The 25,207-nt window shown below is 68.7% G+C and carries 28 protein-coding genes; 18 read left to right on the forward strand and 10 right to left on the reverse strand.

The annotated features are described in order from the left end of the window. Positions 1–71: 71 nt before the first annotated feature. A complete protein-coding gene (locus tag FHR19_RS08900; RefSeq protein ID WP_184027135.1) occupies positions 72–1,247 on the reverse strand; it encodes an acetyl-CoA C-acetyltransferase in 1,176 nt (391 codons plus the stop codon). Next, positions 1,244–2,239 (reverse strand): alpha/beta hydrolase, encoded by a 996-nt coding sequence (locus tag FHR19_RS08905; protein ID WP_246359412.1) that lies wholly within the window; start codon positions 2,237–2,239, stop codon positions 1,244–1,246. Before FHR19_RS08905 ends, FHR19_RS08900 begins: the two co-directional genes overlap by 4 nt. A 142-nt stretch (positions 2,240–2,381) precedes the next feature. Between FHR19_RS08905 and phaR the strand changes: the two genes are divergently transcribed. Further along, positions 2,382–2,939 (forward strand): polyhydroxyalkanoate synthesis repressor PhaR, encoded by a 558-nt coding sequence (gene phaR / locus FHR19_RS08910; RefSeq protein ID WP_184027137.1) that lies wholly within the window; start codon positions 2,382–2,384, stop codon positions 2,937–2,939. Between the two features lie 9 nt (positions 2,940–2,948). Here phaR and FHR19_RS08915 read toward each other — a convergent pair whose 3' ends face one another. Beyond that, positions 2,949–4,127, reverse strand: coding sequence for a tetratricopeptide repeat protein (locus FHR19_RS08915; protein ID WP_184027141.1), 1,179 nt, complete (start codon positions 4,125–4,127; stop codon positions 2,949–2,951). A gap of 98 nt (positions 4,128–4,225) precedes the next feature. Here FHR19_RS08915 and FHR19_RS08920 point away from each other — a divergent pair, with 98 nt between their 5' ends. From FHR19_RS08920 to FHR19_RS08950, 7 genes are all read left to right on the forward strand, one after another. After that, a complete protein-coding gene (locus tag FHR19_RS08920) occupies positions 4,226–6,028 on the forward strand; it encodes a DUF885 domain-containing protein (protein WP_184027144.1) in 1,803 nt (600 codons plus the stop codon). Then, on the forward strand, positions 6,028–6,684 hold the full coding sequence (locus FHR19_RS08925) for a phytanoyl-CoA dioxygenase family protein (protein WP_184027147.1): 657 nt from the start codon (positions 6,028–6,030) through the stop codon (positions 6,682–6,684). Before FHR19_RS08920 ends, FHR19_RS08925 begins: the two co-directional genes overlap by 1 nt. Before the next feature lie 48 nt (positions 6,685–6,732). Then, positions 6,733–7,776, forward strand: coding sequence for an alpha/beta hydrolase (locus FHR19_RS08930; protein ID WP_184027150.1), 1,044 nt, complete (start codon positions 6,733–6,735; stop codon positions 7,774–7,776). A 44-nt stretch (positions 7,777–7,820) separates the two neighbouring features. Continuing rightward, positions 7,821–9,752, forward strand: a complete 1,932-nt coding sequence (gene uvrC / locus FHR19_RS08935; RefSeq protein WP_184027153.1) for an excinuclease ABC subunit UvrC — start codon at positions 7,821–7,823, stop codon at positions 9,750–9,752. Positions 9,753–9,843: 91 nt separating this feature from the next. Continuing rightward, entirely contained in the window at positions 9,844–12,642 is a 2,799-nt protein-coding gene (locus tag FHR19_RS08940; RefSeq protein WP_184027156.1) for a DUF3857 domain-containing protein, read from the forward strand. Between the two features lie 46 nt (positions 12,643–12,688). Next, entirely contained in the window at positions 12,689–13,642 is a 954-nt protein-coding gene (locus FHR19_RS08945) for a polysaccharide deacetylase family protein (RefSeq protein ID WP_184027159.1), read from the forward strand. Further along, the gene (locus FHR19_RS08950) at positions 13,639–14,511 is read left to right on the forward strand and encodes a GNAT family N-acetyltransferase (protein WP_184027162.1); all 873 of its coding nucleotides are present in this window, start codon (positions 13,639–13,641) and stop codon (positions 14,509–14,511) included. The genes FHR19_RS08945 and FHR19_RS08950 overlap by 4 nt, the downstream gene beginning before the upstream one ends. Here the strand turns inward: FHR19_RS08950 and FHR19_RS08955 are convergent. The 5 genes from FHR19_RS08955 to serS are packed head-to-tail and all read right to left on the reverse strand — an operon-like array spanning position 14,501 to position 19,005. Further along, positions 14,501–14,848: a DMT family protein gene (locus FHR19_RS08955; protein WP_184027165.1), complete on the reverse strand. Its 348-nt coding sequence runs from the start codon at positions 14,846–14,848 to the stop codon at positions 14,501–14,503. The genes FHR19_RS08950 and FHR19_RS08955 overlap by 11 nt on opposite strands. Beyond that, on the reverse strand, positions 14,845–15,870 hold the full coding sequence (locus FHR19_RS08960) for a potassium channel family protein (RefSeq protein WP_184027168.1): 1,026 nt from the start codon (positions 15,868–15,870) through the stop codon (positions 14,845–14,847). The genes FHR19_RS08955 and FHR19_RS08960 overlap by 4 nt, the downstream gene beginning before the upstream one ends. After that, complete coding sequence (locus FHR19_RS08965) at positions 15,867–16,943, reverse strand: M23 family metallopeptidase (protein WP_184027171.1); 1,077 nt, start codon at positions 16,941–16,943, stop codon at positions 15,867–15,869. The genes FHR19_RS08960 and FHR19_RS08965 overlap by 4 nt, the downstream gene beginning before the upstream one ends. A gap of 11 nt (positions 16,944–16,954) precedes the next feature. After that, positions 16,955–17,725, reverse strand: coding sequence for a 5'/3'-nucleotidase SurE (gene surE / locus FHR19_RS08970; RefSeq protein ID WP_184027173.1), 771 nt, complete (start codon positions 17,723–17,725; stop codon positions 16,955–16,957). Further along, positions 17,725–19,005 carry a serine--tRNA ligase gene (gene serS, locus FHR19_RS08975; RefSeq protein ID WP_184027176.1) on the reverse strand — a complete coding sequence of 427 codons (1,281 nt, stop codon included), beginning with the start codon at positions 19,003–19,005 and terminating at the stop codon, positions 17,725–17,727. Before serS ends, surE begins: the two co-directional genes overlap by 1 nt. A 100-nt stretch (positions 19,006–19,105) precedes the next feature. Between serS and FHR19_RS08980 the strand changes: the two genes are divergently transcribed. The 5 genes from FHR19_RS08980 (at position 19,106) to FHR19_RS09000 (ending at position 22,058) form a co-directional block, all read left to right on the forward strand. Then, on the forward strand, positions 19,106–19,549 hold the full coding sequence (locus FHR19_RS08980) for a host attachment family protein (RefSeq protein WP_184027179.1): 444 nt from the start codon (positions 19,106–19,108) through the stop codon (positions 19,547–19,549). A 106-nt stretch (positions 19,550–19,655) separates the two neighbouring features. Next, entirely contained in the window at positions 19,656–20,030 is a 375-nt protein-coding gene (locus FHR19_RS08985; RefSeq protein ID WP_221228443.1) for a hypothetical protein, read from the forward strand. 6 nt (positions 20,031–20,036) lie between these two features. Continuing rightward, on the forward strand, positions 20,037–20,546 hold the full coding sequence (locus FHR19_RS08990) for a hypothetical protein (RefSeq protein ID WP_184027182.1): 510 nt from the start codon (positions 20,037–20,039) through the stop codon (positions 20,544–20,546). 566 nt (positions 20,547–21,112) lie between these two features. Continuing rightward, entirely contained in the window at positions 21,113–21,571 is a 459-nt protein-coding gene (dksA, locus tag FHR19_RS08995) for an RNA polymerase-binding protein DksA (RefSeq protein ID WP_184027185.1), read from the forward strand. A gap of 88 nt (positions 21,572–21,659) precedes the next feature. Beyond that, positions 21,660–22,058 carry a PilZ domain-containing protein gene (locus FHR19_RS09000; protein WP_184027188.1) on the forward strand — a complete coding sequence of 133 codons (399 nt, stop codon included), beginning with the start codon at positions 21,660–21,662 and terminating at the stop codon, positions 22,056–22,058. 99 nt (positions 22,059–22,157) lie between these two features. Here the strand turns inward: FHR19_RS09000 and FHR19_RS09005 are convergent, their stop codons facing one another. Continuing rightward, a complete protein-coding gene (locus FHR19_RS09005) occupies positions 22,158–22,313 on the reverse strand; it encodes a YdcH family protein (RefSeq protein ID WP_184027190.1) in 156 nt (51 codons plus the stop codon). Positions 22,314–22,475: 162 nt separating this feature from the next. Between FHR19_RS09005 and FHR19_RS09010 the strand changes: the two genes are divergently transcribed. The 4 genes from FHR19_RS09010 to FHR19_RS09025 all read left to right on the forward strand — a co-directional run bounded on the left by FHR19_RS09010 (position 22,476) and on the right by FHR19_RS09025 (position 23,974). After that, positions 22,476–22,673 carry a YdcH family protein gene (locus tag FHR19_RS09010; protein ID WP_184027678.1) on the forward strand — a complete coding sequence of 66 codons (198 nt, stop codon included), beginning with the start codon at positions 22,476–22,478 and terminating at the stop codon, positions 22,671–22,673. 101 nt (positions 22,674–22,774) lie between these two features. Beyond that, the gene (locus FHR19_RS09015; protein WP_184027192.1) at positions 22,775–23,233 is read left to right on the forward strand and encodes a DUF1465 family protein; all 459 of its coding nucleotides are present in this window, start codon (positions 22,775–22,777) and stop codon (positions 23,231–23,233) included. A gap of 131 nt (positions 23,234–23,364) precedes the next feature. Beyond that, the gene (locus tag FHR19_RS09020; protein ID WP_343053216.1) at positions 23,365–23,523 is read left to right on the forward strand and encodes a Flp family type IVb pilin; all 159 of its coding nucleotides are present in this window, start codon (positions 23,365–23,367) and stop codon (positions 23,521–23,523) included. 103 nt (positions 23,524–23,626) lie between these two features. Next, complete coding sequence (locus FHR19_RS09025; RefSeq protein WP_184027196.1) at positions 23,627–23,974, forward strand: ArsC family reductase; 348 nt, start codon at positions 23,627–23,629, stop codon at positions 23,972–23,974. Here FHR19_RS09025 and FHR19_RS09030 read toward each other — a convergent pair. Further along, positions 23,971–24,609, reverse strand: coding sequence for a hypothetical protein (locus FHR19_RS09030; protein WP_184027198.1), 639 nt, complete (start codon positions 24,607–24,609; stop codon positions 23,971–23,973). The genes FHR19_RS09025 and FHR19_RS09030 overlap by 4 nt on opposite strands. 133 nt (positions 24,610–24,742) lie before the next feature. Between FHR19_RS09030 and FHR19_RS09035 the strand changes: the two genes are divergently transcribed. After that, positions 24,743–25,183, forward strand: coding sequence for a hypothetical protein (locus FHR19_RS09035; RefSeq protein WP_184027200.1), 441 nt, complete (start codon positions 24,743–24,745; stop codon positions 25,181–25,183). The last annotated feature ends 24 nt before the right edge of the window (positions 25,184–25,207 follow it).

The following is a 25,207-nucleotide window of genomic DNA, read 5'->3' on the forward strand; positions in this document are numbered from 1 at the left end:
CGCAGTGAAACTTCATGAAGCGGATGTGATAAAACTGTCACATCCGCTTCATACTGTCGTCAGCCCGGCGTTCAGGGGCGCTCGACGCACATGGCGATGCCCATGCCGCCGCCGATGCACAGCGTCGCCAAGCCCTTCTTCGCATCGCGGCGCTGCATCTCGTAGAGGAGCGTCGTCAGCACCCGCGCGCCCGACGCGCCGATCGGGTGGCCGATCGCGATCGCGCCGCCGTTGACGTTCACCTTGTCGATCGGCCAGCCCATGTCCTTGCCGACCGCCAGCGCCTGTGCCGCGAACGCCTCGTTCGCTTCGATGAGATCGAGGTCGTCGACGGTCCAGCCCGCCTTTTCCAGCGCGCGGCGGCTGGCGGGGACGGGGCCGATGCCCATGATCGAGGGATCGACGCCCGCGCTCGCGAAGCTCCTGATCGTCGCGAGCGGCTCGATCCCGCGCTTGTTGGCTTCCTCGCGGCTCATCAGGACGAGGGCGGCGGCGCCGTCGTTCAGGCCGCTGGCATTGGCGGCGGTGACGGTGCCGTCCTTCTTGAAGGCGGGACGCAGGCCCGACACGCCCTCCACCGTCGCGCCGGCGCGGATGTACTCGTCGTCGGCGACGACGGTGTCTCCCTTGCGGCCCTTGATCGTGACCGGCGCGATCTCAGCGGCGAAGCGGCCGTCGGCGCGGGCGCGTTCGGCCAGGTTCTGGCTGCGGACGGCGAACTCGTCCTGGTCGCCGCGCGTCACCTGATACTGCTCGGCCAGATTCTCGGCAGTGATGCCCATGTGATAGCCGTTGAAGACGTCGGTCAGGCCGTCCTTGATCATCGTGTCGACGAGGCTGGCGTCGCCCATCTTGGTGCCCGCGCGAAGCGGCACGGCATGCGCGGCGAGCGACATGGATTCCTGGCCGCCGGCAACGACGATCGTCGCGTCGCCGTTGGCGATCGCCTGAGCCCCCAGCGCGACGGCGCGCAGGCCCGAGCCGCAGACCTGGTTGACGCCCCAGGCGGGCACTTCCTTGGGCACGCCGGCGGCCATCGATGCCTGGCGCGCGGGATTCTGGCCCTGCGCGGCGGTCAGCACCTGGCCGAGGATGACTTCGGACACCTCCTCGCCCTTCACGCCCGCCTGCTCCAGCGCCGCCTCGATCGCGGTGCGGCCGAGTTCGTGAGCGGGGGTGGCGGCGAACGCGCCGAGGAAGCTGCCGACGGGGGTGCGCTTGGCGGCGGCGATGACGATCTCGGTCATGGGGCTTTACGGCTCCTTGGGGTTCGGGTCGCGCGCGTCTTAGCGGGCGCAAGCGCGCTTAACCAGTCGTCGAGCGGTGCCCAGAGCTGTTCGTGCGCGCGCGACCCCACGACCATGCCGACATGCCCTGCGCCGAGCACCCGCCGGTCGGGCAGCATCGCGCTGGACGCGGCGGGGACGATGCGATCGCCGGCGGAAACGAACTCGACCGCTGGACAGGTGAGCGCGGCCGGGTCGATCGCCCGGCCGCCGACGCGCCAGCGGCCGGTGCCGGGCAGGTCGGCGTCGTAGAAATCGTCGAACAGTTCGCGCCCGGCGGCATAGGTGAGCGGCGCGCCCTGGTTCGACCAGTCCTCCAGCGCAACGAACGCCGCCGCGGCGTCGCTGTCGGCATCGAGCGCGGCGAAGCGCGCGTATTTGTCCAGCGTGCGCTGCGGATCGAGCCGCCAGAAGCCGGTCTGAAGCACCTCCATCGGCACGAGGCCGAGCCGGTCGCAGGCGGGTTCCGCCGCGGTCCAAAGGTCGGCGATATCGCCGCGGGCGGCATCGGAGAAGCCGGAAAACCGCCACGGCGCGGCGATCAGCGCGAGGCCCGCCACGGGGGCAAGCTGTGCCGCCGCCATCGCCATCGTGGCCCCCAGGCAATAGCCGACCAGCACCGGCGGCTCGGGCAGCGCGGCGATCAGCGGCAGCAGGCGGTCGGTGACATGACCGCCGATATCGAGGTGGCGGTCGGTTGGTGCCGGCTCACCCCAGTCGACCAACAGCGGCCAATGCCCCCGTGCCGCCAGCCAGCCGACCAGCGAATTGCCAGGCGACAGGTCGAGGACGCGGGGCGGGTTGATGAGCGACGGCACGAAGACGATCGGCGGCCCTGCGCTTGCCGGCCCGCAATGGTTGCGAAGCGCCGCTCCGGCGGCGCTTGCCACGACCGGGCGCGGGGGCGGGGCGGGCGCGCGCGGTGCCTGCTGATACGCCGCCAGCCCCGCCATTATTGCAGCGCGGCGTTGGGGGGATGCTGCGCCATCTTCGCGCAACATCGAGAGAAAAAGCGGCAGCGGGCGCGGGCCGTGTTGCGGCGCGTCAACAAAGGATGTTACGGTCGCGTCACTCAAAACGATGGGGTCCGTAGCGATGAAGAAGGCCAATCCGGGGAATGGCCCCGTCATCATCAAGAAATACGCCAATCGTCGGCTCTACAATACCGAAACCTCTTCCTACATCACACTCGACCATCTCGCCGCGATGACGCGCGAGGGGCGCGACTTCAAGGTCGTCGACGCGCGCACCGACGAGGACATCACCCATAACGTCCTGACGCAGATCATCATGGAAGAAGAGGCGCGCGGCGGGCAGACGATGCTGCCGGTCAGCTTCCTGCGTCAGCTCATCAGCCTCTATGGCGACAGCATGCAGGCGATGGTCCCGGGCTATCTGGAGGCGTCGATGGACAGCTTCCGCCGCAACCAGGAACAGTTCAAGTCGGCGGTCGAGGGGGCGTTCGCGCATTCGCCCTTCGCCGAGATGGCCAAGCGCAACATGGAGATGTTCGAGGCCGCGACCGCGGCCTTCAAGCCCAAGGCGGCGGCACCGGCGACGGCCAGCGCGGCGCCGCATGCCAAGGACGAGGAGATCGCCGCGCTGAAGGCGCAGCTTGCCGATCTTCAGTCCAAGGTAGAGAAGCTCGGCTGAGCGGATCGCTCAGCCGGTCGGGGGCGATGCGGCGGCGGCGGTTGTGCGGGTGATGTCGAGCGTTTCGACAGCCTGATAGCCGGCAGGCTGTTTAATGAGCGACCCCCTCGGCACTTCGCGCTCGGCCCGCCAGGTCAGGCGTTCGACGCGATAAAGTCCGGGGATGCCCGGCTCGAGCTTCAGCGGCGCATAGCGCCTCCCCTCGACCGCTTTGATAAAGGGCTTGAGCCAAGTCTGGCTACGGGTTCCCCGCAAGATCTCCACATCTGAAACGCTGCCATCGGGGTTCACCATGAAGCCGAGATCGGCCCAATGGATATAAGCCGTCGCCGCGTCGCGTAAGGGTAGCGCGCCGCCCGTTCCCAAACTATTCGGGTCTGACACCGGCGCGACACGTGCAAGCACGGCGTTAGCCATATTGGTCGCCGTGTCCGCGACCGGGGGCTGATAGACAAGCACGGGGGCCTGATCCGGGCCGGTGCGCAGCGCCTCGAAAAGCGCGTCGGTCGACTCCTTCTTGCCGCGCGCCCGATCGATCCGCGCTTGCAGGATCGTCGCGTTCAGCACCACGTCGCTGTCGCCCGCTGCGGGGGAGCGGCGCGTGGTGGCGATCTCGCGCTCTGCGGCGCTCAGGTCGCCCATTTGCGCCTCGATCGCGGCGCCGCGAAGTCGGGTGAGCGCGGCGAGGCGATGTTCGCCGCGGCCGGTATAACCCTCCGCCGCGGCGCGGTATTGCAGCCGGGCATTGTGCGGCTGGCGCAGCTTCGCCCAGAAATCGCCCAGCCGGATCGCATTGACCAGCACCTGCGGATCGTTCGCGGGCAGGTTTTCGGTGAGCGTCCGGCTCTGCCCGATCGTCATCGTGCGATAGTCTTCCATGTCCCCCATGTGCAGGTTCACGGTCGCGTTCGCTTCGTAGAGTGCCGACACCGCGCGGGGGAAGGCGGCGGCATTGCCGCGCTGACGCGATAGCGCGCGGTCGAGCGTGGCGCGCGCGTCGAAATACTTGCCCTGCGCGAACAACGCCTCGGCATGGGCGATCGATATCCGGGCGTCGTCGGGCGTCGAGCAGCGGCGGGCGATGCACGCGGCGAGCGCGTCACCGGTCCGCTTGCCGAGAATGACGATATCGTCGGCGGCCGGCGCGACAGGGGCCTGGGACAGGAGCAGGGCGACGAGCAGGGACATGGCAGACTCCGCAACGGTCAAGCCACGAATGTCAGGGGGTTGCAGGCCGGCGTCAATGGCTTAGTCACGGCGGCAACAAAATGATGCGAGGAGTCGCCATGCGCCGCCGCCAGTTCCTTTCGACCGCCGGCATCGCCGCCGCGACCGCCGCCGTGCCCGTCGCCGCACGCGCGCAGGGTTCGCCCGACGCGGACCTGCGCGCGCTGCTCGACCGCTTCTTCTACGCCCGGCTGGCCGACAATCCGGAGGGGGCGACCTCGCTCGGCCTCGATAGCGGCGCGCGGGCAGCATTGAAGTCGAAACTCGCCGATACTTCGCGCGCCAGCGAAGCGAAGCAGTTCGCGCGGGCGCGGCAGGAGCTGGCGGCGCTGAAGGCGATCCCGCGCGACAAGCTGGGTGAGGCGGCACGGCTCGATTACGAGATCGTCGAATACAGCCTGTCGCGCACGATCGCGGGCGAACGCTTCGGCTACGGGTCGAGCGCGGGGCGGTACGCGCCCTATGTGCTGACGCAGTTGACGGGCGCGTATCGCGACGTGCCCGACTTCCTCGCCAACCAGCACCGGGTGAAGGACGCGGTCGACGCCGACGCCTATGTCGCGCGGGTGGGCGCGTTCGCGGGAGCGATCGATGCCGAGACGCAGCGCCAGCGCGAGGATGCGGGCAAGGGCGTGTTCGCGCCCGACTATATCCTCGACACCGTGCTGAAGCAGCTCGCCGCCGCGCGCGACGTTGCGCCGGCGGCCAGCGGGCCGGTCACCGACCTCACCGCCAAGCTCAAGGCCGCGAACCTGCCGCCTGAGCGGGCGCGCCAGGTCGAGGCGCTGATGCGGGACAGGGTGTTCCCCGCGATGGACCGCCAGCGCGCGCTCGTCACCGAGCTTCGGGCAAAGGCGAGCCACGATGCGGGCGTCTGGCGCCTGCCCGACGGCGAGGCTTACTACGCCGCCGCCGCCAGCGCCGCGACGACGACGGAGATGAGCGGCGACGAGATCCACCGGCTCGGCCTGGAGCAGGTGGCGCAGATCGGGGCGCGGATCGACGGCATCCTGAAGAAGCAGGGCATGGCGCAGGGGACGGTCGGCGAACGGCTGGTCGCGCTCAACAAGCGGCCCGACCAGCTTTATCCCAACACCGATCCGGGGCGAGAGGCGCTGCTGGAGCAACTGCGCGCGCAGGTCGCGGCGATGACGAAGCGGCTGCCCGAGCAGTTCGCGGTGCTGCCCAAGGCGCCGGTCGAGGTCCGCCGCGTGCCCCCCGCGATTCAGGCGGGGGCACCGGGCGGCTATTACCAGTCCGCCTCGCTCGACGGGTCGCGGCCGGCGATCTACTTCATCAACCTGCGCGACACGTTCGACCGGCCGAAGTTCGGGCTGGCGACGCTGAGCTATCACGAGGGCGTGCCGGGCCATCACCTTCAGGTCATGTCGGCGTTGGAGAGCGAGGACATTCCCCTGATCCGCCGCCGCGGCGGCTATTCGGGCTATTCGGAGGGGTGGGCGCTTTATTCCGAACAGCTGGCCGACGAGATGGGGATGTACGACGGCGATCCGCTGGGTCAGGTCGGCTATCTACAGTCGCTGCTGTTCCGCGCCACGCGCCTCGTCGTCGACAGCGGCATGCATGCCAAGCGCTGGAGCCGCGAGAAGGCGACCGACTACCTGATCGCCACCACCGGCATCGCCCGCGGGCGCAGCCAAGGTGAGATCGACCGCTACACCGTCTGGCCGGGGCAGGCGTGCAGCTACAAGATCGGCCACACCGTCTGGGTCCGCCTGCGCGACGAAGCGCGGGCGAAGGCGGGCGCGAACTGGGACCCCAAGGTGTTCCACAAGGTACTGACGCTGGGCGCGATGCCGCTCACCGTGCTGGAGCGCGTGGCGCAGGCGCGGATGGGCTGATGCAGGTCGAGGGCGATTACCGCGCGGACGGGGCGGCGCTGGTTCGCGGCCTTGTCCCGCCGGAGATCTGTAATGCGCTGCTCCGCCAGTTCCAGCGCGAGCTCGATCCGGACGAGGCGGGGCTGGACGCGCCGCGCACCGGGTCGCCGCTGCTCGTCCGCGACGTGCCGGAGGTATACGGCTTCGCCTGGTCCCCGCTCGTCACCTTCCTCTGGGGGCTGACGCCGGCGGTCCGGTCGATCACCGGCCTCGATCTGGTGCCGAGCTACGATTATCTTCGCATCTATCGTGAGGGCGACCTGTGCCGCGTCCACAGCGACCGCCCGTCGTGCGAGCACAGCCTGTCGCTGACGCTCGACTATTCGGACGGCGAGGTCTGGCCGCTCGAGGTGGGGGCAACGACGCTGCCCGAGCCGGTGAAACACGTGACCGATGATTTCGAGGGCGACGCCGTCCTCAGCTTCGCGATGCAGCCAGGGGACGCGGTGCTCTATAACGGCGTCCATCGCCGGCACGGGCGGACGACCCCGAACCCAAATGGCTGGTCGGCGCACCTGTTCATGCACTGGGTCGAGCGCGGCGGGGCGTTTGCCGAGCACGCGTTCGACGCGCGTGCCGACTATCGCCGCCCGGTCAATTTCCGCTTCGCCGGTTGACTTGTGCTCAATAACTCGGACTAATTCTCGAAACAGGGGAGAGGTTCGATGAAGGTCGCATGGCTGATGGCGGCATTGCTGCCCGTCGCCGCATCGGCGCAGGTCCAGACCGGCGCGCCCGCCGCCGTCGCCGGCGCGAAGCCCGTGACGGTCGAGCGGATCAAGATCCATTCGCGCGCGATCGAGGGCAATCTGGAGGGCGACAGCGCCGATCGCGACGTCATCGTCCTCCTGCCGCCGGGCTATGCCGCGAACAAGCGCCAGCGCTATCCGGTGGTCTATGCGCTGCACGGCTATTCGATCGGCGCGGAGCAATGGGCGAAGGAGATTCACGTTCCCGGTTCGATCGAAGGTGCCTTTGCCAGGGGCGCGCGGCCGATGATCGTCGTGATGCCCGACAGCAAGACGGTGCATAACGGATCGATGTATTCGCGCTCGCCGACGACGGGCGACTTCGAGACGTTCGTCTCGCGCGATCTGGTCGCGGCGATCGACGCGAGATACCGGACGCTGGCGAAGCGCGAAAGCCGCGGCCTTGTCGGTCATTCGATGGGCGGATACGGCGCATCGCGGATCGGTATGAATCACGCGGACGTGTTCGGCGCGCTCTACATGATGAGCCCGTGCTGCATGTCGGCACGCACCGCACAGGGCCTGGATGCCAAGGCCGAGGCGGCGTTCGCGGGGGTCAGGACGGTCGAGGACGCGCAGAAGCTCGGCTGGCTGCAACGCGCGACGCTGGCCGCCGCGGCGGCGTGGTCGCCCAATCCGGCAAAGGCGCCGCTCTATCTCGACCTGCCCTTCGGCGACGAAGCGCATCGCGCGGATGTGCTCGCCCGCTGGGCGGCGAATGCGCCGCTGGCGTTCGTCGACCAGCATGTCGCCGACCTGAAGCGCTATGCCGCGATCGGGCTCGACGTGGGCGACAAGGACGGGCTGGCCGCGGACACCGCGACGCTGCACGCCAAGCTGGCGTCGTACGGCATCGCGCACGACTACGAGGTCTATGATGGCGACCACGTCAACCGCGTCGCGATGCGGATGCAGGAGAAGGTCATCCCGTTCTTCAGCCGGCACCTGGCGTTTCGATAAGTCACCGCTTCACCGCCGCCGCCGGAATCCCTAGATCAGCGGCGATGTCCGTCCGTACCCCCGACCGCTTCAACGAAGACGCCGCCACCTATGCCGTGAAGGGCAGCGACGCGCCCGACCTGCAGACTGGGGTCGCGGCGATCCGCAACGTCGTGCAGACGCTGCCCGTCCGGCCCGGCGTCTACCGGATGCAGGATGCGCGCGGCGACGTGCTGTATGTCGGCAAGGCGAAGGCGCTGAAGAACCGCGTCGGCAACTATACGCAGGTCAGCCGCCTGTCGAAGCGGTTGCAGCGGATGGTCGGTCAGACGCGCAGCATGACGGTGGTGACGACCAACAGCGAGGCGGAGGCGCTGCTGCTGGAGGCGCAGCTCATCAAGCGCTATCGCCCGCCGTACAACGTGCTGCTGCGCGACGACAAATCTTTCCCCTTCATCCTGATCCGTGCCGACCACGACTATCCGCGGGTCCAGCTCCATCGCGGTGCGCGGCGGGCGAAGGGGGATTATTACGGTCCGTTCGCGGGCGCGGGACAGGTGCGCAAGACGCTGAACGCGCTGCAAAAGCTGTTCCTGCTGCGGTCCTGCACCGACGGGTTCTTCAACACCCGCGACCGGCCGTGCCTGCTCTACCAGATCAAGCGCTGCTCGGCGCCCTGCGTCGATCGCATCAGTGCGCCCGACTATGCCGAGCTGGTTGCCGACTCCAAACGCTTCCTCGAGGGCAAGTCGACCGAGGTGCAGGCCAAGCTCGGTGCGCAGATGCAGGATGCAGCGGAGAAGATGGACTTCGAGCTGGCCGCCGTCCTGCGCGACCGGCTGAAGGCGCTGACCTTCATCCAGGGAACCCAGGCGATCAATGCCGAGGGCGTGGGCGACGCCGACGTGTTCGCGATGGCGGAGAAGGAGGGGCAGGTGGGCATCCAGGCCTTTTTCATCCGGGGCGGGCAGAATTGGGGGCACCGCGCCTTCTTTCCCGCGCACGTCGCCGACGTGCCCGAGGACGAGGTGTTCAGCCAGTTCCTGATGCAATTCTACGAAGAGGTGCCGCCGGCGCGCAACGTGCTGATCGACCGCGACCTGGCCGAATGCGAGTTGCTGGCCGAGGCGATGAGCGAGCGTGCGGGGTACAAGGTGGCGCTGTCGGTGCCGCAGCGGTCGGCGCGGCGGCGGCTGATCGAGCAGGCCAAGCGCAACGCGGTCGAGGCGCTCGACCGGCGGCTGGCCGAATCGACGACACAGGCGCGGCTGCTGCGCGAGGTGGCGGAGCTGTTCGGCCTGTCCGACCCGCCGCAGCGGATCGAGGTCTACGACAACAGCCATATCCAGGGGACCAATGCGCTCGGCGCGATGATCGTCGCCGGGCCGGAGGGGTATCGCAAGGGCCAGTATCGCAAGTTCAACATCAAGCGCGCGGAAACCGCCCCCGGCGACGATTTCGCGATGATGCGCGAGGTGCTGACCCGCCGGTTCAAGCGCGCGCAGGACGAGGACCCCGATCGCGAAGGCGACCGGAATGGGGGCGGCTGGCCCGACCTGGTGCTGGTCGATGGCGGGCGCGGGCAACTCGGCGTCGCGATGCAGGTGCTGGAGGAACTGGGGATCGAGGACGTGACCGTCGTCGGCATCGCCAAGGGGCCGCATCACGGGCGCGAGGGGCGCGAGGTGTTCCACATGATGGACGGCCGCGAGTTCCAGCTGCCGGTCAATTCGCCGGTCCTCTTCTATCTCCAGCGCCTGCGCGACGAGGTGCACCGCTTCGCGATCGGCGCGCACCGCGAAAAGCGCGCGAAGGCGATGGGCGCGAGCCCGCTGGACGAGGTGCCCGGCATCGGCCCGGCGCGCAAGAAGGCGCTCCTGATGCACTTCGGCACGGCCAAGGCGGTGCGTGGCGCCAGCCTGGAGGACCTGCAAAAGGCGCCGGGCGTGTCGAAGGGGACCGCGCAGCAGGTCTACGACTTCTATCACGCGCGCTGATTACGCCTGCGACGAACCGAGTTCGCCCCACTATCCAGTGTATTGAACGCACGGTAGCCTGCCCGCCGGGGACAAGTTTCGGGGGTTTTGAATGTCGCGTTTCGCCGTTTTGACCGCGTGCCTGTTGGCAGGCGCTGCACCCGTTTGGGCCAGCGACACGCCGCTCTATCAGCCAACGCCCGACTGGGTGAAGCAGGCGCCGGCGCCCGACGCGGCGAAGCTGCCGACGCCGCGGCCGCAAGTGCTGATCTTCGACCAGCAGCAGCGGATCGAGGACGGGCGGCTGTCGAGCTACCTGCGCACCGCCAACGTCATCGACAGCCCGGCGATGCTCAACCAGGCCGGCACGATCAGCGTCGAATGGCAGCCCGATCACGGCGACGTCATTGTCCACCACGCCCGCCTGCTGCGCGCAGGCGAGACGATCGACCTGCTGGCGAAGGGCGAGCGGTTCAACGTGCTGAAGCGGGAGCTCGGCATGGAGCAGCGGATGCTGACGGGCATCCTGACCGCGACGCTGGAGGTCGAGGGAGCGCGGGTGGGCGACGTGCTTGACGTCGCCTATACCGTGACGACGCGCGACCCGGCGCTGAAGGGCAATGTGGATGCGCTGATGCCCGTCATCACGAAGCCTGCAACCGCCGGTCTTGCACGCAACCGGATCAGCTGGCGCAAGGATACCGACCTGAAGCTGCGCGGCTATCTGGACGGCTTGCCGCTGACCCCCGCCGAGGTGGGCGGGTATCGGGAGGTCGAGCTGATCGGTCCCGCCGCCAAGCCCGCCGACATGCCGAACGACGCGCCGCTGCGCTTTCGCCCGCTGCCGATGATGGAGGCGAGCAGCTTTGCCGACTGGGGTGCGGTGTCGCGGACCTTTGCCCCGCTCTATTCGACCGAAGGCGCGATCCCCGCCGGTTCGCCGCTGGCGGCGGAGGTCGCGCGCATCCGCACCGCGGGCAAGACCCCGCGCGAGCGCGCCGCGCTGGCGCTCCAGTCGGTGCAGACCGAAGTGCGCTACCTGTTCAAGGGGATGGCCGGCGGCAACTACACGCCGCAGACGCCCGTGCGGACGTGGGAGGCGCGTTACGGCGATTGCAAGGCCAAGACGCTGCTGCTGCTGGCGATGCTGCGTGCGCTGGATGTCGAGGCGGAGCCGGTGCTCGCCAATATCGACGGCGGCGATTACGTGCCGAAGCGGCTCCCCGGCGCGGCGGCGTTCGACCATGTGCTGGTCCGTGCGACGATCGACGGCCAGGACCTGTGGCTCGACGGGACGGCGCAGGGTGCGCGGCTTGCCGATCTCGACGACACGCCGCCGTTTCGCTGGGTGCTGCCGCTCAGGACGGCGGGCAGCGACCTTATCCCGCTGCCGATCCGGGCAAGCGCCCGGCCCGATACAATCGTGGCGATCGAGATCGACGAGCGGGCCGGGTTCCGCCTGCCGACGCCGTTCAAGTTCAGCATGACGATGCGCGGCGGCGCGGCCGAGATGCTGCGCGTCGTCCAGTCGAGCGGAACGCCCGAACAGGTCGAGCAGATGGCGACGCAGGTCGTCGGCAATTTCATCGACAACACCCGCGTCCTGTCGCAGCGGATCACGTTCGACAAGGCGGCGAACAGCGGATCGGTCGAGATCGAGGGGATCGCGCAGGCCGGCTGGGACTTCGCGAACGGCCGTTATCGCCGCGACACGGAGATCGTGATGCGGAAGACCAACTTCGCCCCCGACCGCAGCCGCACCGCGTGGAAGGCGATCCCGGTCGCGACGAATGCGACGGGGACCAATGTCATCACCCAGCGCTTCCTGCTGCCCGACGGCGGCAAGGGTTTCGCGATCGACGGGGCGGAAACGCTACCGCCGTCGCTCGCCGGGCTGGCGCTGTCGCGGCGGGCGAGCCTGTCGAACGGCGTGCTGACGATCGAGGACAAGATGGTGTCGACCGCCGCGGAAATCCCGCCCGAGCGCGTCCCGGCGGAGCGCAGCGCCTTTGCCGCGGTGAAGGCGCGCCCGCTGCGCATCGTCGCGCCCACCGACGCGCCGCTCGACGCAGTGGTGCGGCGTCAGGCGATCCGCAGCGGCCAGATCAAGCCGCTGATGGCGCTGTACGACAAGGCGGTGGCCGATGCCGAGGCCGACGATCCGACCGCGCTCGACGCGCGCTTCAATTTTCGTTGGGGGATCGGCGACCAGAAGGGGGCGCTGGCCGACATCGAAAAGGCGATTGCGATCGAGGGAAGCGCATCGCGGCAGGCGCAGCGATCCTCGACCCTCTACAACCTGAACCGGGAAACGGAGGCGCTGGACGCCGCCAAGGCAGCGTACGAGGCGGATTCCAGCATATCCTACGCGGCTTTCTATGCCGACGCCCTTTCGCGCGCAGGCCGCGCCGACGAGGCGCTCGAACTGCTCGACCCGTTCATCGCGCGCGGTGGCGACGACATGCGGAGCGCGCTGCAGAGCCGCGCCGACGTGCTGGCGCGCAAGGGTGACGTCGCTGAAGCGACCGCTGCGCTCGATCGCGCGCTCGCCGACAAGCCCAACGATCCCGACCTCTACAACGCGCGCTGCTGGCTTCGCGGCACGATGAACGTCGAGTTGGAGGCAGGCCTGGCGGACTGCGATCGCTCGATCGCGCTCGGCATCAGCACCGCCGCGGCCCTCGACAGCCGGGCGCTGATCCACCTTCGGGCGGGCCGGCTGGACAAGGCGCGGGCGGATCTCGACCAGGCACTAGGCCTTGCGCCGGAGATGAATGGTTCGCTCTATCTTCGCGGGATCGTCCGCAAGCGGCAGGGGGATGTGGCGGGCGGTGCGGCCGATATCGAGGCGGCATCCTTCGAATCGCCCCGGATCGCCGACGATTACAAGCGGTGGGGCGTGACGGGCTGAGCGCGCATCCACGTTTTCTTCACGGGCGGCGGGTTAGGGCCGGGCAATGACCCCCGTGTTCCTGACCGTCGATACCGAGCTGATTTGGCGGCACCACTGCGCGCGCCTGCCGCTGGGCGAGCAGGTCGCGCGCTCGATCGAGCCCGCGGGTGTGGGGGTGGCCTATCAGCTCGACATGCTGGCGAGGCATGGGTTGAAGGCGTGCTTTTTCGTCGATCCGATGCCCGCGGCCGTTCACGGTGTCGAGGTGGTGCGGCGGATCGTCGAGCCGATCCTGGCGGCGGGGCAGGAAGTGCAGCTCCATTTGCATCCGAACTGGATGGGCGCGGTCGCCGGCGACGGTGGCGCGGCTCACGGCGTGTTCGAGCTGGTCGACCTCGACCGGGACGCGCAGCAGGCGATGCTGGCCCGAGCGATCAACTGGCTGGTCGAGGCGGGGTGCGATCGGCCGATCGCCTATCGCGCGGGCAGCTATGCCGCCAATGACGACACGATCGACGCGTTGGCGGCGCTGGGGATCGATTACGACAGCAGCCACAATGGCTCAGCGCATCCGTGGCCGAGCGGGCTCAGCCTGCCGCCCACGCGGATCGCGCCGACCCGGCATCGCGGGCTGATCGAATGCCCGGTGACGCTGATCGAGGAAGCGCCGGGGCGGCTCCGCCATTTCCAGATATGTGCGCTGTCGGTGGGCGAGATGCGCGCGGCGCTCGACCATGCCGCGCGCGAGGATCACGCGGCAGTGACGATCGTCAGCCACGGCTTCGAGCTTGCCAACCGCAGCGGTACAGCGGTGAACGCGGTGCATGTGCGCCGGTTCGAGGCGCTGTGCGCGATGCTGGCCGAGCGGCGCGCGGACCTGTCGACGACATGGTATCGCGACCGCCCGGCGCTCCGGCTGGGGCAGGACGACCGGCCGCTTCCCGCCGATCGCCTGCGCACCGCGCGGCGGCGGGCGGAGCAGCTCTGGTCGAACCTGATCGCCGAACGCGCGGCATGAGCGCGGCGCTCGACCTGCCGATCGCGTTCCGGGTGGGGACGCGGACGCTGCTGTCGCTCCGGCGGCGGCTGGTGCGCGTGGCGGTCAGCCTAGAGGACGCAATGGCGGGGCAGGTGCCGCCGCTGCCCGCTTTGCCGGCGGGGGCGGACGGATACTCGCTGCTGTCGGTGCCGCTGGCGGCGGTCGAGGGCCTCGACACGCGTGGTCTGATCGTCGCGGAACGGCAGCGGTATCGGCGCTGGTATGCCGACCTGTCGATGGGCTGGGACGCCTATCTTGCCGGGCTGTCGCGCAATCTGCGCTCGACGCTGAAGCGCAAGGGTAAGAAGATCGCCGAGGCGAACGGCGGCGCGATCGACATCCGCCGCTATCGCTCGCCCGAGGAACTGGCGGCGTTCCACGCGATCGCCCGGCCGCTGGCGGCGGGGACCTATCAGGAGAAGCTGCTGGGCATGGGCCTGCCCGGCGATCCCGCCTGGGTGGAGTCGATGCTGCGCGCCGCCGCCGCCGATGCCGCGCGGGGGTGGCTGTTGTTCCTGGGGGGTGAGGCGGTGGCCTATCTCTATTGCCCGATCGAGCGCGGTACGGTGGTCTACGAATATGTCGGCCACGACGAACGCTTCGATGCACTGTCGCCGGGGACGGTGCTGATGGCCGCGGCGCTCAGGGACCTGATGGACGAGGGGGCCCATGCCCGCTTCGACTTCACCGAGGGCGAGGGGCAGCACAAGCGCCAGTTCGCGACCGGCCACGTCGAGGCGTGCGACCTGTTCCTGCTGCGCCCGACGATTGCCAATCGCACGGCGATGGCGGCGCTGAACCGCTTCGACCGGGCGGTCGCGTGGGCGAAGCGGCGGCTCAGGCCCTGAACAGGAAGAACGCGCCGCCCGCGATCAGCGCGAAACCGATCAGGTGGTTGGGCGTGATCTTCTGCCCCAGATACAGGATCGAGAAGATCGCGAAGATGCTGAGCGTGATGACTTCCTGCATCCCCTTCAGCTGCGCCGCCGAATAGACGCCGCTGCCGATCCGGTTGGCGGGCACGGCGAGCATGTATTCGGGGAGCGCGATCAGCCAGCTGACGAGGATGACGGCCCACAGCGCCGCGCCCTTGTGCTTCAGATGGCCGTACCAGGCAAAGGTCATGAAGATGTTCGAGCCGATCAGCATGACGATCGGCAGGATGCGCGATGCTTCCAGATTCATCCGGCGATCCCTCGGTGCGCGACGATTTCGACGATGACGTCGCCGGGCTGGATCGCCGCGGCTTCGTCATCGAAGAAGCCGAACGGTTTGCCGCCGCGATAGATGCGCACGCCGAGCCCGGTACGGATCGAGGACAAGGGCTGACCAATCTCCTCCGCCCGCGCCGCGCGTTCGGCCAGCTGCACGCGCCCGTCGTAGCTCGCCAGGTCCATCATGTAATCGGCGACATGGCTGCCGCTGCACGAGCTTGCCAGCAACAGCCCGGCGAAGCTGACGGGATTGATGACCGTCGTCGCGCCGGCCGCGCGGGCGGGCACCTCGTTGTCCTCGGCCTTGACGATGACGCTGATTGGCAGGTCGGGGGCGAGGTGGCGGGCGGTCAGGGTGATAAGGATCGAGGTATCGTCGCGCCCTGCTGCTACGATCAGCGAGCAGGCGTCGGCGATGCGCAGGTCGATCAGGGTGCGGTCGCGTGTCGCGTCGCCGACCATGATCGCGCAGCCCAGTGCCTCGGCCACCGCCAGCCGCTCGGCCGATCCGTCGACGACGACGATCGTTGCGGCATCGCGGCCGCGGGCGATGAGTTCGTCGACGGCTTCGGAGCCGGTCTGGCCGAAGCCGGCGACGACGATATGGCCGGTCAGTTCGCGCTGGATGCGTGCCATGCGCCACTTCTCCCATGTGCGCTTCAGAACGAAGTCGTAGGTCGTGCCGATGAAGAGCAGCACGACGAAGACGCGGATCGGCGTGACGATCAGCGCGTCGAACAATCGCGCCCGCTCGGTCACCGGGGCAATGTCGCCGTAGCCGGTCGTGGTGATCGAGATGAAGGTGAAATAGACGACGTCGACGAAACTGATCTTGCCGTCGTAATTGTCGCGAAGCCCGTCGCGGTCGAGCCAGTGGACGCCGATCGCGATGGCGAGCAGCCCGAGGACGGCTGCCACGCGCCAGCTGATCGACAGCCAGACCGGCCGGCGCGATTTGCGAAAGAGCGTGCCGGCGGTGATCCGCCCCCTCATCGCCGCGGCAGGCGGGTCAGCGGATCGACGGGGGTACGGCCGTCGCGGATCTCGAAATGGAGTTCGGGCTGGTTCGCGGCGCCGGTATCGCCGGACAGTGCGATCGTCTGGCCGCGCTTTACCGCCTGTCCGCGCTGGACGAGCAGCTGGCCGGCATGGCCGTAGACCGAGGTGAGGCGGCTGCCGTGCTTCAGGATGACGAGGCCGCCCAATGAGGGAATGTCGCTGCCGGCATAGGCGACGACGCCGTCGGCGGCGGCGGTGACCGGGGTCTGGAGCGGCACCGCGATCTTGATGCCGTCGTTGCGCTCGCCGCTGGCGCCGGGACCGAAGCGGCGCAGGATCCGGCCGCCCGCGACGGGCCATTGGAAGCCGCCGCTGATGCGCGTCGGTTCGGCGACCGCGGCCGTCGAAGGAAGCACGCGCTTCGCCGTGGCCACGGGTTTGGCGGGCGCGGCATTTTCGGCGATCGCCGGCTGGCTGCCGGTGACGAGGTCGTCGATGTCGAGGCGGAAGGCGGCGGCGCGCTCCGCCCGGCTGGGGCCGCGCGCGGCATCGCCGGGGATCAGCACGCGCTGGCCGGTGCGCAGGATATAGGGTTCGGTGAGGCGGTTCGCGTCGACGATCCGCGACCATTCGACGCCGTAAGCGCGGGCGATGGCGATGCCCGTCTGCCCCTCTCGCACCAGATGCCAGCGCCCGCCGGGGATCGACAGGCGCTGGCCCGCGAAGATCGTGTAGGGGGCGGCAAGGTCGTTCTCGCGCGCGATCGCCTCGCTCGCCGCGCCGGTGCGGTCGGCGATGCGGCGGAGGTTGTCGCCGGGCTGGACGGTGTAGGTCGAGGACGGGATCGTCCGCGCATCGGGCGTGACCGGACGCGCGACCCAGGCGGGGGGCGGCGCGGGAAGCGTGCGGACATTCTCGTCCACGTCGCGGCGGACGGGTTCCTCGACCTGCCGCGGCGCGGGCGGCGGGGGCGGGGCGGCGTAGTCGTCACGCCCACCGGGGATCAGGCACCCGCCGAGCAGCAGCGCCGGCAGTACCGCGCTCGTGCCGCGCCTCAATGCCCCCATCTCGATCCCCCTCAGTCGCGATACGCTGCGATCAGCCTATTCATCGACTCCGCGTGCGTCAGGTCAAGATGCAGCGGCGTCACCGCGACGAAACCGTCCTGCACCGCTTCGAGGTCGGTGGCGTGCGCGGGCGTCGGAACGCCGACGGCGCCGAGGCCGAACCAGTGATACTCGTATCCGCGCGGGTCGCGGTTGGTGATGATCTGGAGCCGGCCGTAATCGCGCAAGCCCTGAGCGACGACGCGCACGCCCTTGACCTGATCGGCGGGTAGCGCGGGGAAGTTGACGTTGACCAGCGTCCGCGGTGCCCAGTCGAGGTCGATCAGCGGCGCGAGCACCTTTGCCCCCCAGGCGATCGCCGCGTCGAACGGCACGGTGTCGCCCATCCCCTGCCGCGCATAGACCTGGCTGAGCGCGATCGAGCGGACGCCGGCCAGCGCGCCCTCCATTGCCGCCGACACGGTGCCCGAATAGGTCACGTCCTCGGCAAGGTTCGCGCCGCGGTTGACGCCCGACAGGATCAGGTCGGGGGGCGTGTCCTTCATCAGCTTGGCGAGCGCCATCATCACCGCGTCGGTGGGCGTGCCGCTGACGGCAAACCGCTTCTCGCCGAAGCGGCGGACGCGCAAGGGACGGGTGAGGGTCAGCGAATGGCCCGCGCCCGATTGCTCGTCGGCGGGGGCGACGACCCACACATCGTCGCTGAAGTGCGCGGCGATGTCCTCCAACACCTTGAGGCCGGGGGCGTGATAGCCGTCGTCGTTGGTGACGAGGATGCGCATCAGCGAGCCGCCAGCCGCTCGGTGCCGCCCATGTACGGCCGCAGCACTTCGGGCACGGTGACGCTGCCGTCCGCCTCCTGATAATTCTCGATCACCGCCACTAAGGTACGCCCGACCGCGAGGCCGGAGCCGTTGAGCGTGTGGACGAACTCGGTCTTCTTCTGCTCGCCGGCGACGCGGTAGCGGGTGTTCATGCGCCGCGCCTGGAACGCGCCGGTATTGGAGCACGAGCTGATCTCGCGCCACGCACCCTGGCCGGGTAGCCAGACTTCGAGGTCGTAGGTCTTGCGCGCCCCGAAGCCCATGTCGCCGGTGCAAAGGAGGAGCTTGCGATAGGGCAGGTTCAGGCGTTCGAGGATCGTTTCGGCCGCGCGGGTCATGCGATCATGTTCGGCCTCGCTGTCCTCGGGCCGGACGATGCTGACAAGCTCGCACTTCTCGAACTGGTGCTGGCGGATGAAACCGCGCGTGTCGCGCCCCGCCGCGCCCGCCTCCGACCGGAAGCAGAGCGTGAGCGCGGTGAGGCGAAGCGGTAGGACGCTCTCGTCGAGTAGCTCGCCCATGACGCTGGCGGTAAGGCTGACTTCGCTGGTGGGGATCAGCCAGCGCTGGTCGGTAGTGCCGAAGCTGTCCTCGGCGAACTTCGGCAGCTTGTCGGTGCCGTACATCGCCTCGTCCTTAACCAGGACGGGCGGGTTGCATTCCTCGTATCCGTGCTCGCGCGTCTGCACGTCGAGCATGAACTGGCCGAGCGCACGGTGGAGGCGGGCCATAGGCCCACGCAGGAAGGTGAAGCGCGCGCCTGAAAGTCGGGCGCCGGTCTCGAAATCCATGCCGAGCGCGGGGGCGAGATCGGCGTGTTCCTTGGGCGCGAAGTCGAATGCGCGCGGGGTGCCCCAGCGGGCGACCTCGACATTTTCCGCCTCACCGCCGCCGACCGGCACGTCGTCGGCGGGCAGGTTGGGGATGACCTCCAGTGCGGCCTTGAGCCGGCCGGCGACGTCGCGCTCCTCGACTTCCAGTTCGGGCAGGCGGGTCTTGAGCGCGGCGACCTCTGCCTTCAGCGCGTCGGCGGCGGCGTGGTCCTGGCGCGCCATCGCCGCGCCGATCGCCTTCGACGCTTCATTGCGGCGCGCCTGTCCCAGCTGAAGCTCGGTCACGATCGCCCGGCGGCGCTCGTCCAGAGCGACGAGGTCGGCGGCCTGCGGCGACAGGCCGCGGCGGGCGAGGGCGGCGTCGAAGGCGGCGGGGTCGTCGCGGATCAGGCGGATGTCGTGCATCGCCGCGCTATGGCCCGGCAGCGCCCCCCTGTGCAAGCCGCTCGCAACCCGCGTGGCGGGCGGGCGTTCACCCTGTCCAACAACGATAAGGAGAAACGCGATGCAGGTCCCGCACGATGCCGTCGTGGTGGTTGCCGATGGGCGCAAGATGCTCTTCCTGCGCAACGACGGGGATGCCGAGCATCCCAACCTGATCGTCGAGCGCAAGCGCGAGCAGGACAACCCCGCGGACGGCGACCAGAAGACCGACCGGCCGGGCCGCGCGGCATCCTCGGGCACCGGCACCGCGGGCAGCGCGTTCAGCGAAGTCGATTTCCACCAGCTGGAGGAAGACCGCTTCGCCGCTGAGACCGCCGAGCTCCTGAAGAAGCGGGCGCTGCGCAACGATTTCGAATCGCTCATCATCGTTGCCCCGCCCAGGACGCTGGGCGAGCTTCGCAAGCATTACCACAAGGAGGTCGAGCAGCGGCTGCTGGGCGAGCTCGACAAGGACCTGACCGGCCACCCGGTCGACCAGATCGAAAAGGCGCTGAGCGCGGCCTGAGGCACCAAAAGAAAAGCCCCTCCCGTTGGCGGGAGGGGCAGGGAGTGTTTCGGAGGCGGGTCGGTCGAACGGCCCGCCGATTTCGTGTCAGGCGGCCTTGCGCTTCTTGAAGCGACCACGCGCGACGAGCGCGGCGGCGCCGGCCCCGAACAGGAGCAGCATCGGCGGCGCGGGCACCGGCGTCGGCGGCGTGCCGCCCGACGAACCGGAGGAGCTGGCGCTCGACGCCGACGACGCGCTGGAGGCCGAGCTGGCGCTCGATGCCGACGAGCCGCTGGAGCCCGACGAGGTGCTCGACCAGCCGCCCGAAGTCGACCAGCCGCTCGACCCGCTCGACCCCGACGAGGCCGAGGACGCGCTGGAGGCTGAGCTGGCGCTTGATGCGCTAGAGCCGGACGACCCGCTGGAACCCGAGGACCCGCTGGACCCCGACGAACCGCTTGACCCCGAAGACCCGCTCGATCCCGACGAGCTCGGATGATCGGGCTTGCCCGGCTTGCCGCCCGACGAACCGCCCGACGAGGCGGAGGACGCCGACGACGCGCTGGAGGCCGAGGAGGCCGACGACGAGGAAGAGGACGACGACACGTTGCCGCTCGACGAACTGGTCGAGGAGACGTTGCCGCTCGAGGTCGAGCTGGTCGACGACACGCCGCCGGTGGAAGTCGACGAGCCGCCCGACGCCGACGAGGTGGAGCCGCCGCTGGTGCTGGTCGACCCGCCCGACGAGGTCGAGGAAATGACGATCGAGCCGCCACCGCCGCCGCCCGCGAAACCGCCGCCGAAAAAGCCGCCGCCGAACCCGCCGCCAAAGCCGCCCGAGCCGCCGACGAAGACCGGACCGCCGCCGCCGCCGCCCGAGATCACGGGCTGCGCGTCGAAGGCGGGGGGCACGGGGATCGGCGCGCCCTGCGTCGTGACCGTCACGGTCTGCGGCTGGCACTGCGCCGTCTTGGTGATGGTGCGGCGGACGAGCTTCTTGCCCGACCCGGCATAGGCGCGCTGGGCGGCCACGCGTTTTTCGACGACGCGCTTCGTCACGACGCGCTCGGTACGGGCGGTTTCGGCAACGTGAACCGCGCCGCCACCGACGATGGCGCCGCCGCAAGTGCAGGCGCAAAGTTTCGCCAAGGCCATCTTTACCGACATACCGACATCTCTTCTCGTTACCGACACCCGGCGGGCCGTTCATCGGATGAAGCAGCCCTCGAGCCGCCGATGAGCCCACAGTGCAGAACAAAGAATTAAGTTCAACGACGTTAACCCTGTTCGCGGCGTCCCGGCGCAGGATTCCGCACGCCCCGTCGCGGGAATTATGGTTAACGTCCGCATACGGGACAGAATGTGCGGACATTACCGGGCGATCGGCGCGGGTTACGGTGAAGGGTCCGTTCACGCCGGCGCAAGCCCGTCGCGGCTACGCCTCGATTCGCCGATGGGCAGATCGGATTTTGCGCACTTGTAGCGACCCTTAGCCGCTTCTATAGGCGCAGCCCAAGGCAAGAGGTCCCGGGCGTAAGCGGCATGGGGGTGTCGCACCGGCTCCCGGTCGTGGAGAGTGGCATGGCGACTGCGTTGGATCGATATGAGAGCGCTGCGGTTCCGGCGGCGAATGACCTGATGGGCGGCTATCGGCCGAGCGCCGACGAACCGTTCATGAACGAAAAGCAGCAGGCCTATTTCCGGGCCAAGCTGCTCGCATGGAAAGAAGCGATCCTGCGCGAGGCGCAGGTGACGCTCGGCCAGCTCCAGATCGATTCGCTGCGCGAGGCGGACCTGACCGACCGCGCGTCGAGCGAGACCGACTGGTCGATCGAACTGCGCACCCGCGACCGCCAGCGCAAGCTCATCTCCAAGATCGAGGCGGCGCTGCGCCGCATCGACGAGGGCGAATACGGCTATTGCGAAGTGACCGGCGAGCCGATCAGCCTGGCTCGGCTGGAGGCGCGGCCGATCGCGACGATGACCGTCGAGGCGCAGGAGCGGCACGAGCGCAACGAGAAGGTCTCGCGCGAGGAATAAGCCCCGGCGGCCGCGCGCCGGGTTAACGCTTTGGATACCCGGCGGCGCGCAAATGTCCGGGCGATTTGCACCCTTTGCCGAGCCCGCCATGGACCGTTCGCCTGACCGTCCCGTCGTCGATGCAGCTGCCCTGTTGAGCGGCCACGGACGTCACGCGTCCCGCGACAGCCTGCTCCTGACCGCCAAGCTGCGCATCGGCGATCACGAGGCGGACGTGCGCATCCGCAACCTGTCGGCGGGCGGCCTGATGGCCGAATATCCGCGGGCGGTGTCGCTGGGCGAGCGGCTGGAAATCGACGTGCGCGGGGTCGGGCCAGTGGCGGGTCGGATTGCCTGGGCGACCGACGGGCGCATCGGCATCGCATTCAACGAGCCGATCGATCCCATGCTCGCGCGAAAACCCGTGGCGACGCGAAAGCCCGGCGACGAGAACAAGGGGTGGCTGCACGTCTATCCGGCAGCGACGCCGCCGCGCCTCAAGCGCTGAGCGGGTTCCGGGCGGGCCGTTTGGTCCGCTGGTTCGTTGATAACGGAATGGGGTTAGCAAGTGGCCGCGCCGCCCCTAGCGGCGCGGCAGGTCGCGCGATCAGATCGCGGCGATCTCTTCCTTCACGCGGAGCTTACGACGCTTCAGGTCGGCCAACAGCGCCTGGTCGGGAAGCGGCCGCTTGACCTCTGCCGAGATCCGGCGATCGAGGGTGGCGTGCTTGGCTTCCAGTGCGGTCAGGTGCGAGGTCTGCATTGCTGCGGTCTCCTTGGCTCTGGTTTGGGGGAGGCGGAGTAAACCACCGATCGCCCCGGTTGTCGCGATCCAATCGGCGTGCGACACGCCGATGCGAGCGATTTTTCGCGCCCGGCGGTTCGTCGCATGGCCGAGCCGGGGCAGGATGGGGACGAAGCGCCGATGGACGACGCCGAACTGGGCCGCCGACTCGAGCTGTTGCGCGTCGAGCATCGCGATCTCGACGACTCGATCACCGCGCTGCGCGAGGCGGGGAGCGTCGACCAGCTCCAACTCGCCCGGCTGAAGAAGCGCAAGCTCCGGCTGCGCGACGAAATCGCGATGATCGAGGACGAGCTGATCCCCGACATCATCGCCTGACGGGAGCGGCGCTCGCGGGCCGAGCGCCAGTTCGGGACATTGCGCGTTTCTGACCCGAATCGGACATTTTCTCGAACGCTCAGCTATGGCATCGAGGGCAAATGCAGGGGGAAGCCGCCGTCCGTTTCGAACGCCGTCTGATCGACTCGCTCTATACCGAGGCGATGGTGCTGGCCGACGAGGCGCGTGACTATTTCGACGAATCCGGGCGCGCCGATCGCGACGGCCTCGCGCCGCTGACGCGCGTCGCCTTTTCGTGCGAGTCGCTCAAGATCACGACGCGGCTGATGCACGTCATCGCCTGGCTGCTGACGCAGCGAGCGGTGATGGCGGGCGAGATGTCGCTGGGCGATGCGCTCGACGGCTCGAGGCGGCTGGGCGACGCGCCGGCGAGCGAGGGGGGGGTGATCGAGACGCTGCCTTCGCGCGCGCAGACACTCGTCGCCTCGAGCAGCCGCCTGCATGCGCGAGTCGCGCAACTCGACCGTGCGCAGGCCGGCGCGATGCCTGCCGCCAGCCCCGCACGCATGATGTTCGAGCGGCTGTCGAGCGCGTTCTAGGCGCCGGATTACAGGCTTAGACGTTCGCCCGTGGACCGACATATCGTGTAATTACGGAGGGATAGGCGAGCCGCCTATTCATGACTTGGCAAGGACGATCCAGCAAATCCGGACGTCGAAAGGACCAGGTCGTGAAGAGACTTTTCAGGGATACGAAGGCCGCGACTGCGATCGAATACGGCCTGATCGCCGCGTTGATTGCGGTTGCGGCGATTGCAGCGATGCAAGGTCTTGGCAATTCGCTCAAGGCGACGTTCGACAACGTGGCGTCGAACATGAAGACGACATGATTTACGAGCTACCTTAGGCCTTCCGGGTCGATGAACGTCAGGGATGCTGCATTCGGGTAGCGGCTTCGCTATCGCGGCGCTTCGAACCCGACCCGGAGCGACGATGACGATCACCCTCTACGGCATTCCCAATTGCGACACCGTCAAGAAGGCGCGGGCTTGGCTCAATGCCGCCGGGATCGCGTACGACTTTCACGACTACAAGAAGGCGGGGGCCGATCCCGATCGCCTGCGCGGCTGGGTGAAGCGGGTCGGGTGGGAGAAGCTCGTCAACCGCGCCGGCACCACGTTCCGCAAGCTGCCCGAGGGCGAGCGCGCGATCGCCGATGCCGATGCGGCAGTCGCGCTGATGGCGGCGCATCCGTCGCTCATCAAGCGGCCGGTGGTCGAGCATGACGGCGGGCTGCTGGTCGGGTTCAGGCCCGACGAGTGGCAGGCGGCGCTGGCTTAACGCGCATCCTCGGCCGGGAGCCCGCGGATCTCGTTTTCCAGCACCGATCCCTTGGTCTTTTCGGGAACGTTGTGGTTTTCCGCCGACGGGTCCTTAGCCCAGAGCTGTTCGCCGGTCAGGCCGATCACCGTCACCCGGCCGGGATTGAGCGGGATCAGTGACAGCGTGAAGCTGCGCGGCTTCTTCATGAGCTTGCGATCCTCGACGACCGTAAGGCCGGCGCGGCGGGCGACCTCCGCCACGAAATGCACGCAGTTGCGCTTGTTGAGGCTCCAGCGCGCGTCGTTCCAATCGGCGGCCTGGTCGACGATCGCCTGATATTGCGCGTCGCTGATCTCGAGCTCGAACTGCGCGGTGCTGGGGCGCATATATTGCTTCGAGGTGATGTCGACATGCGCCGGGACCGCCGCGAACAGCGCGATCGGCGAGACGCTGTTCAGCGTGAAGCCGTAGCTGGTGTCGACCGGCGCGCCGGTGGCGTCGAGCGTGCCCTTCAGCGTCACGAACGCATGGGGAAAGTATTTCCCCGAATCGCGCGACCAGAAGAACAGTCGCACCTTCGCCTCGGCCGCGACCGGGACAAGGGTGAGAAGCAGTGCGAGCGCCAGACCGATCGTTTTCGCAAGTCGAGCCACGGACACGCCCCCATACCAAAGCTGTACCATCCGCACCGATGGACTAGTCTGTACCCGTACGTCGCCCCGCCGGGTGCTGCAATCGGATAGGGCGGGGGTACGCGGACGGGCGCTGGGAGCGAGGGAGGACCGATTGGCAAGCTATATTCGACAGGCGCCGCCGCGCTGGCTGACGATCGTCGCGGCGCTGCTCCTGCTGTTCGGCGCGGCCGGGCTGTTCGCCTTTTACGGCGACGTGACAATGAACGAGTCGCGGCTGGCGGCGATGCCGGCCTGGGATCGCACATTCTTCGCGACTCGGCCGGGCTGGTTCATATGGGTTTACGGCACGGCGGTATGGACAGGCTTCTTCGGCGCGATCGCGCTGCTGCTCCGACGGCGGATCGCGCGGCCGCTCTATATCGTCTCGCTAGTCGCGGTGGTGGTGCAGTTCGGGTGGGTGTTCGCGGCGACCGATCTGATTGCAGTGAAGGGCGCGGCGACAGTGGTGCCGTTTCCGATCGTAATCCTCGGCGTGACGATCCTCGGCCTCGGCATCGCGACGCGCGGCATCCGGCGGGGCTGGCTTCGGTAAGCGGGCTTTCCACGCGGGCGCCGC

The organism is Sphingomonas yantingensis, assembly GCF_014199325.1.
GTDB lineage: Bacteria > Pseudomonadota > Alphaproteobacteria > Sphingomonadales > Sphingomonadaceae > Sphingomonas > Sphingomonas yantingensis.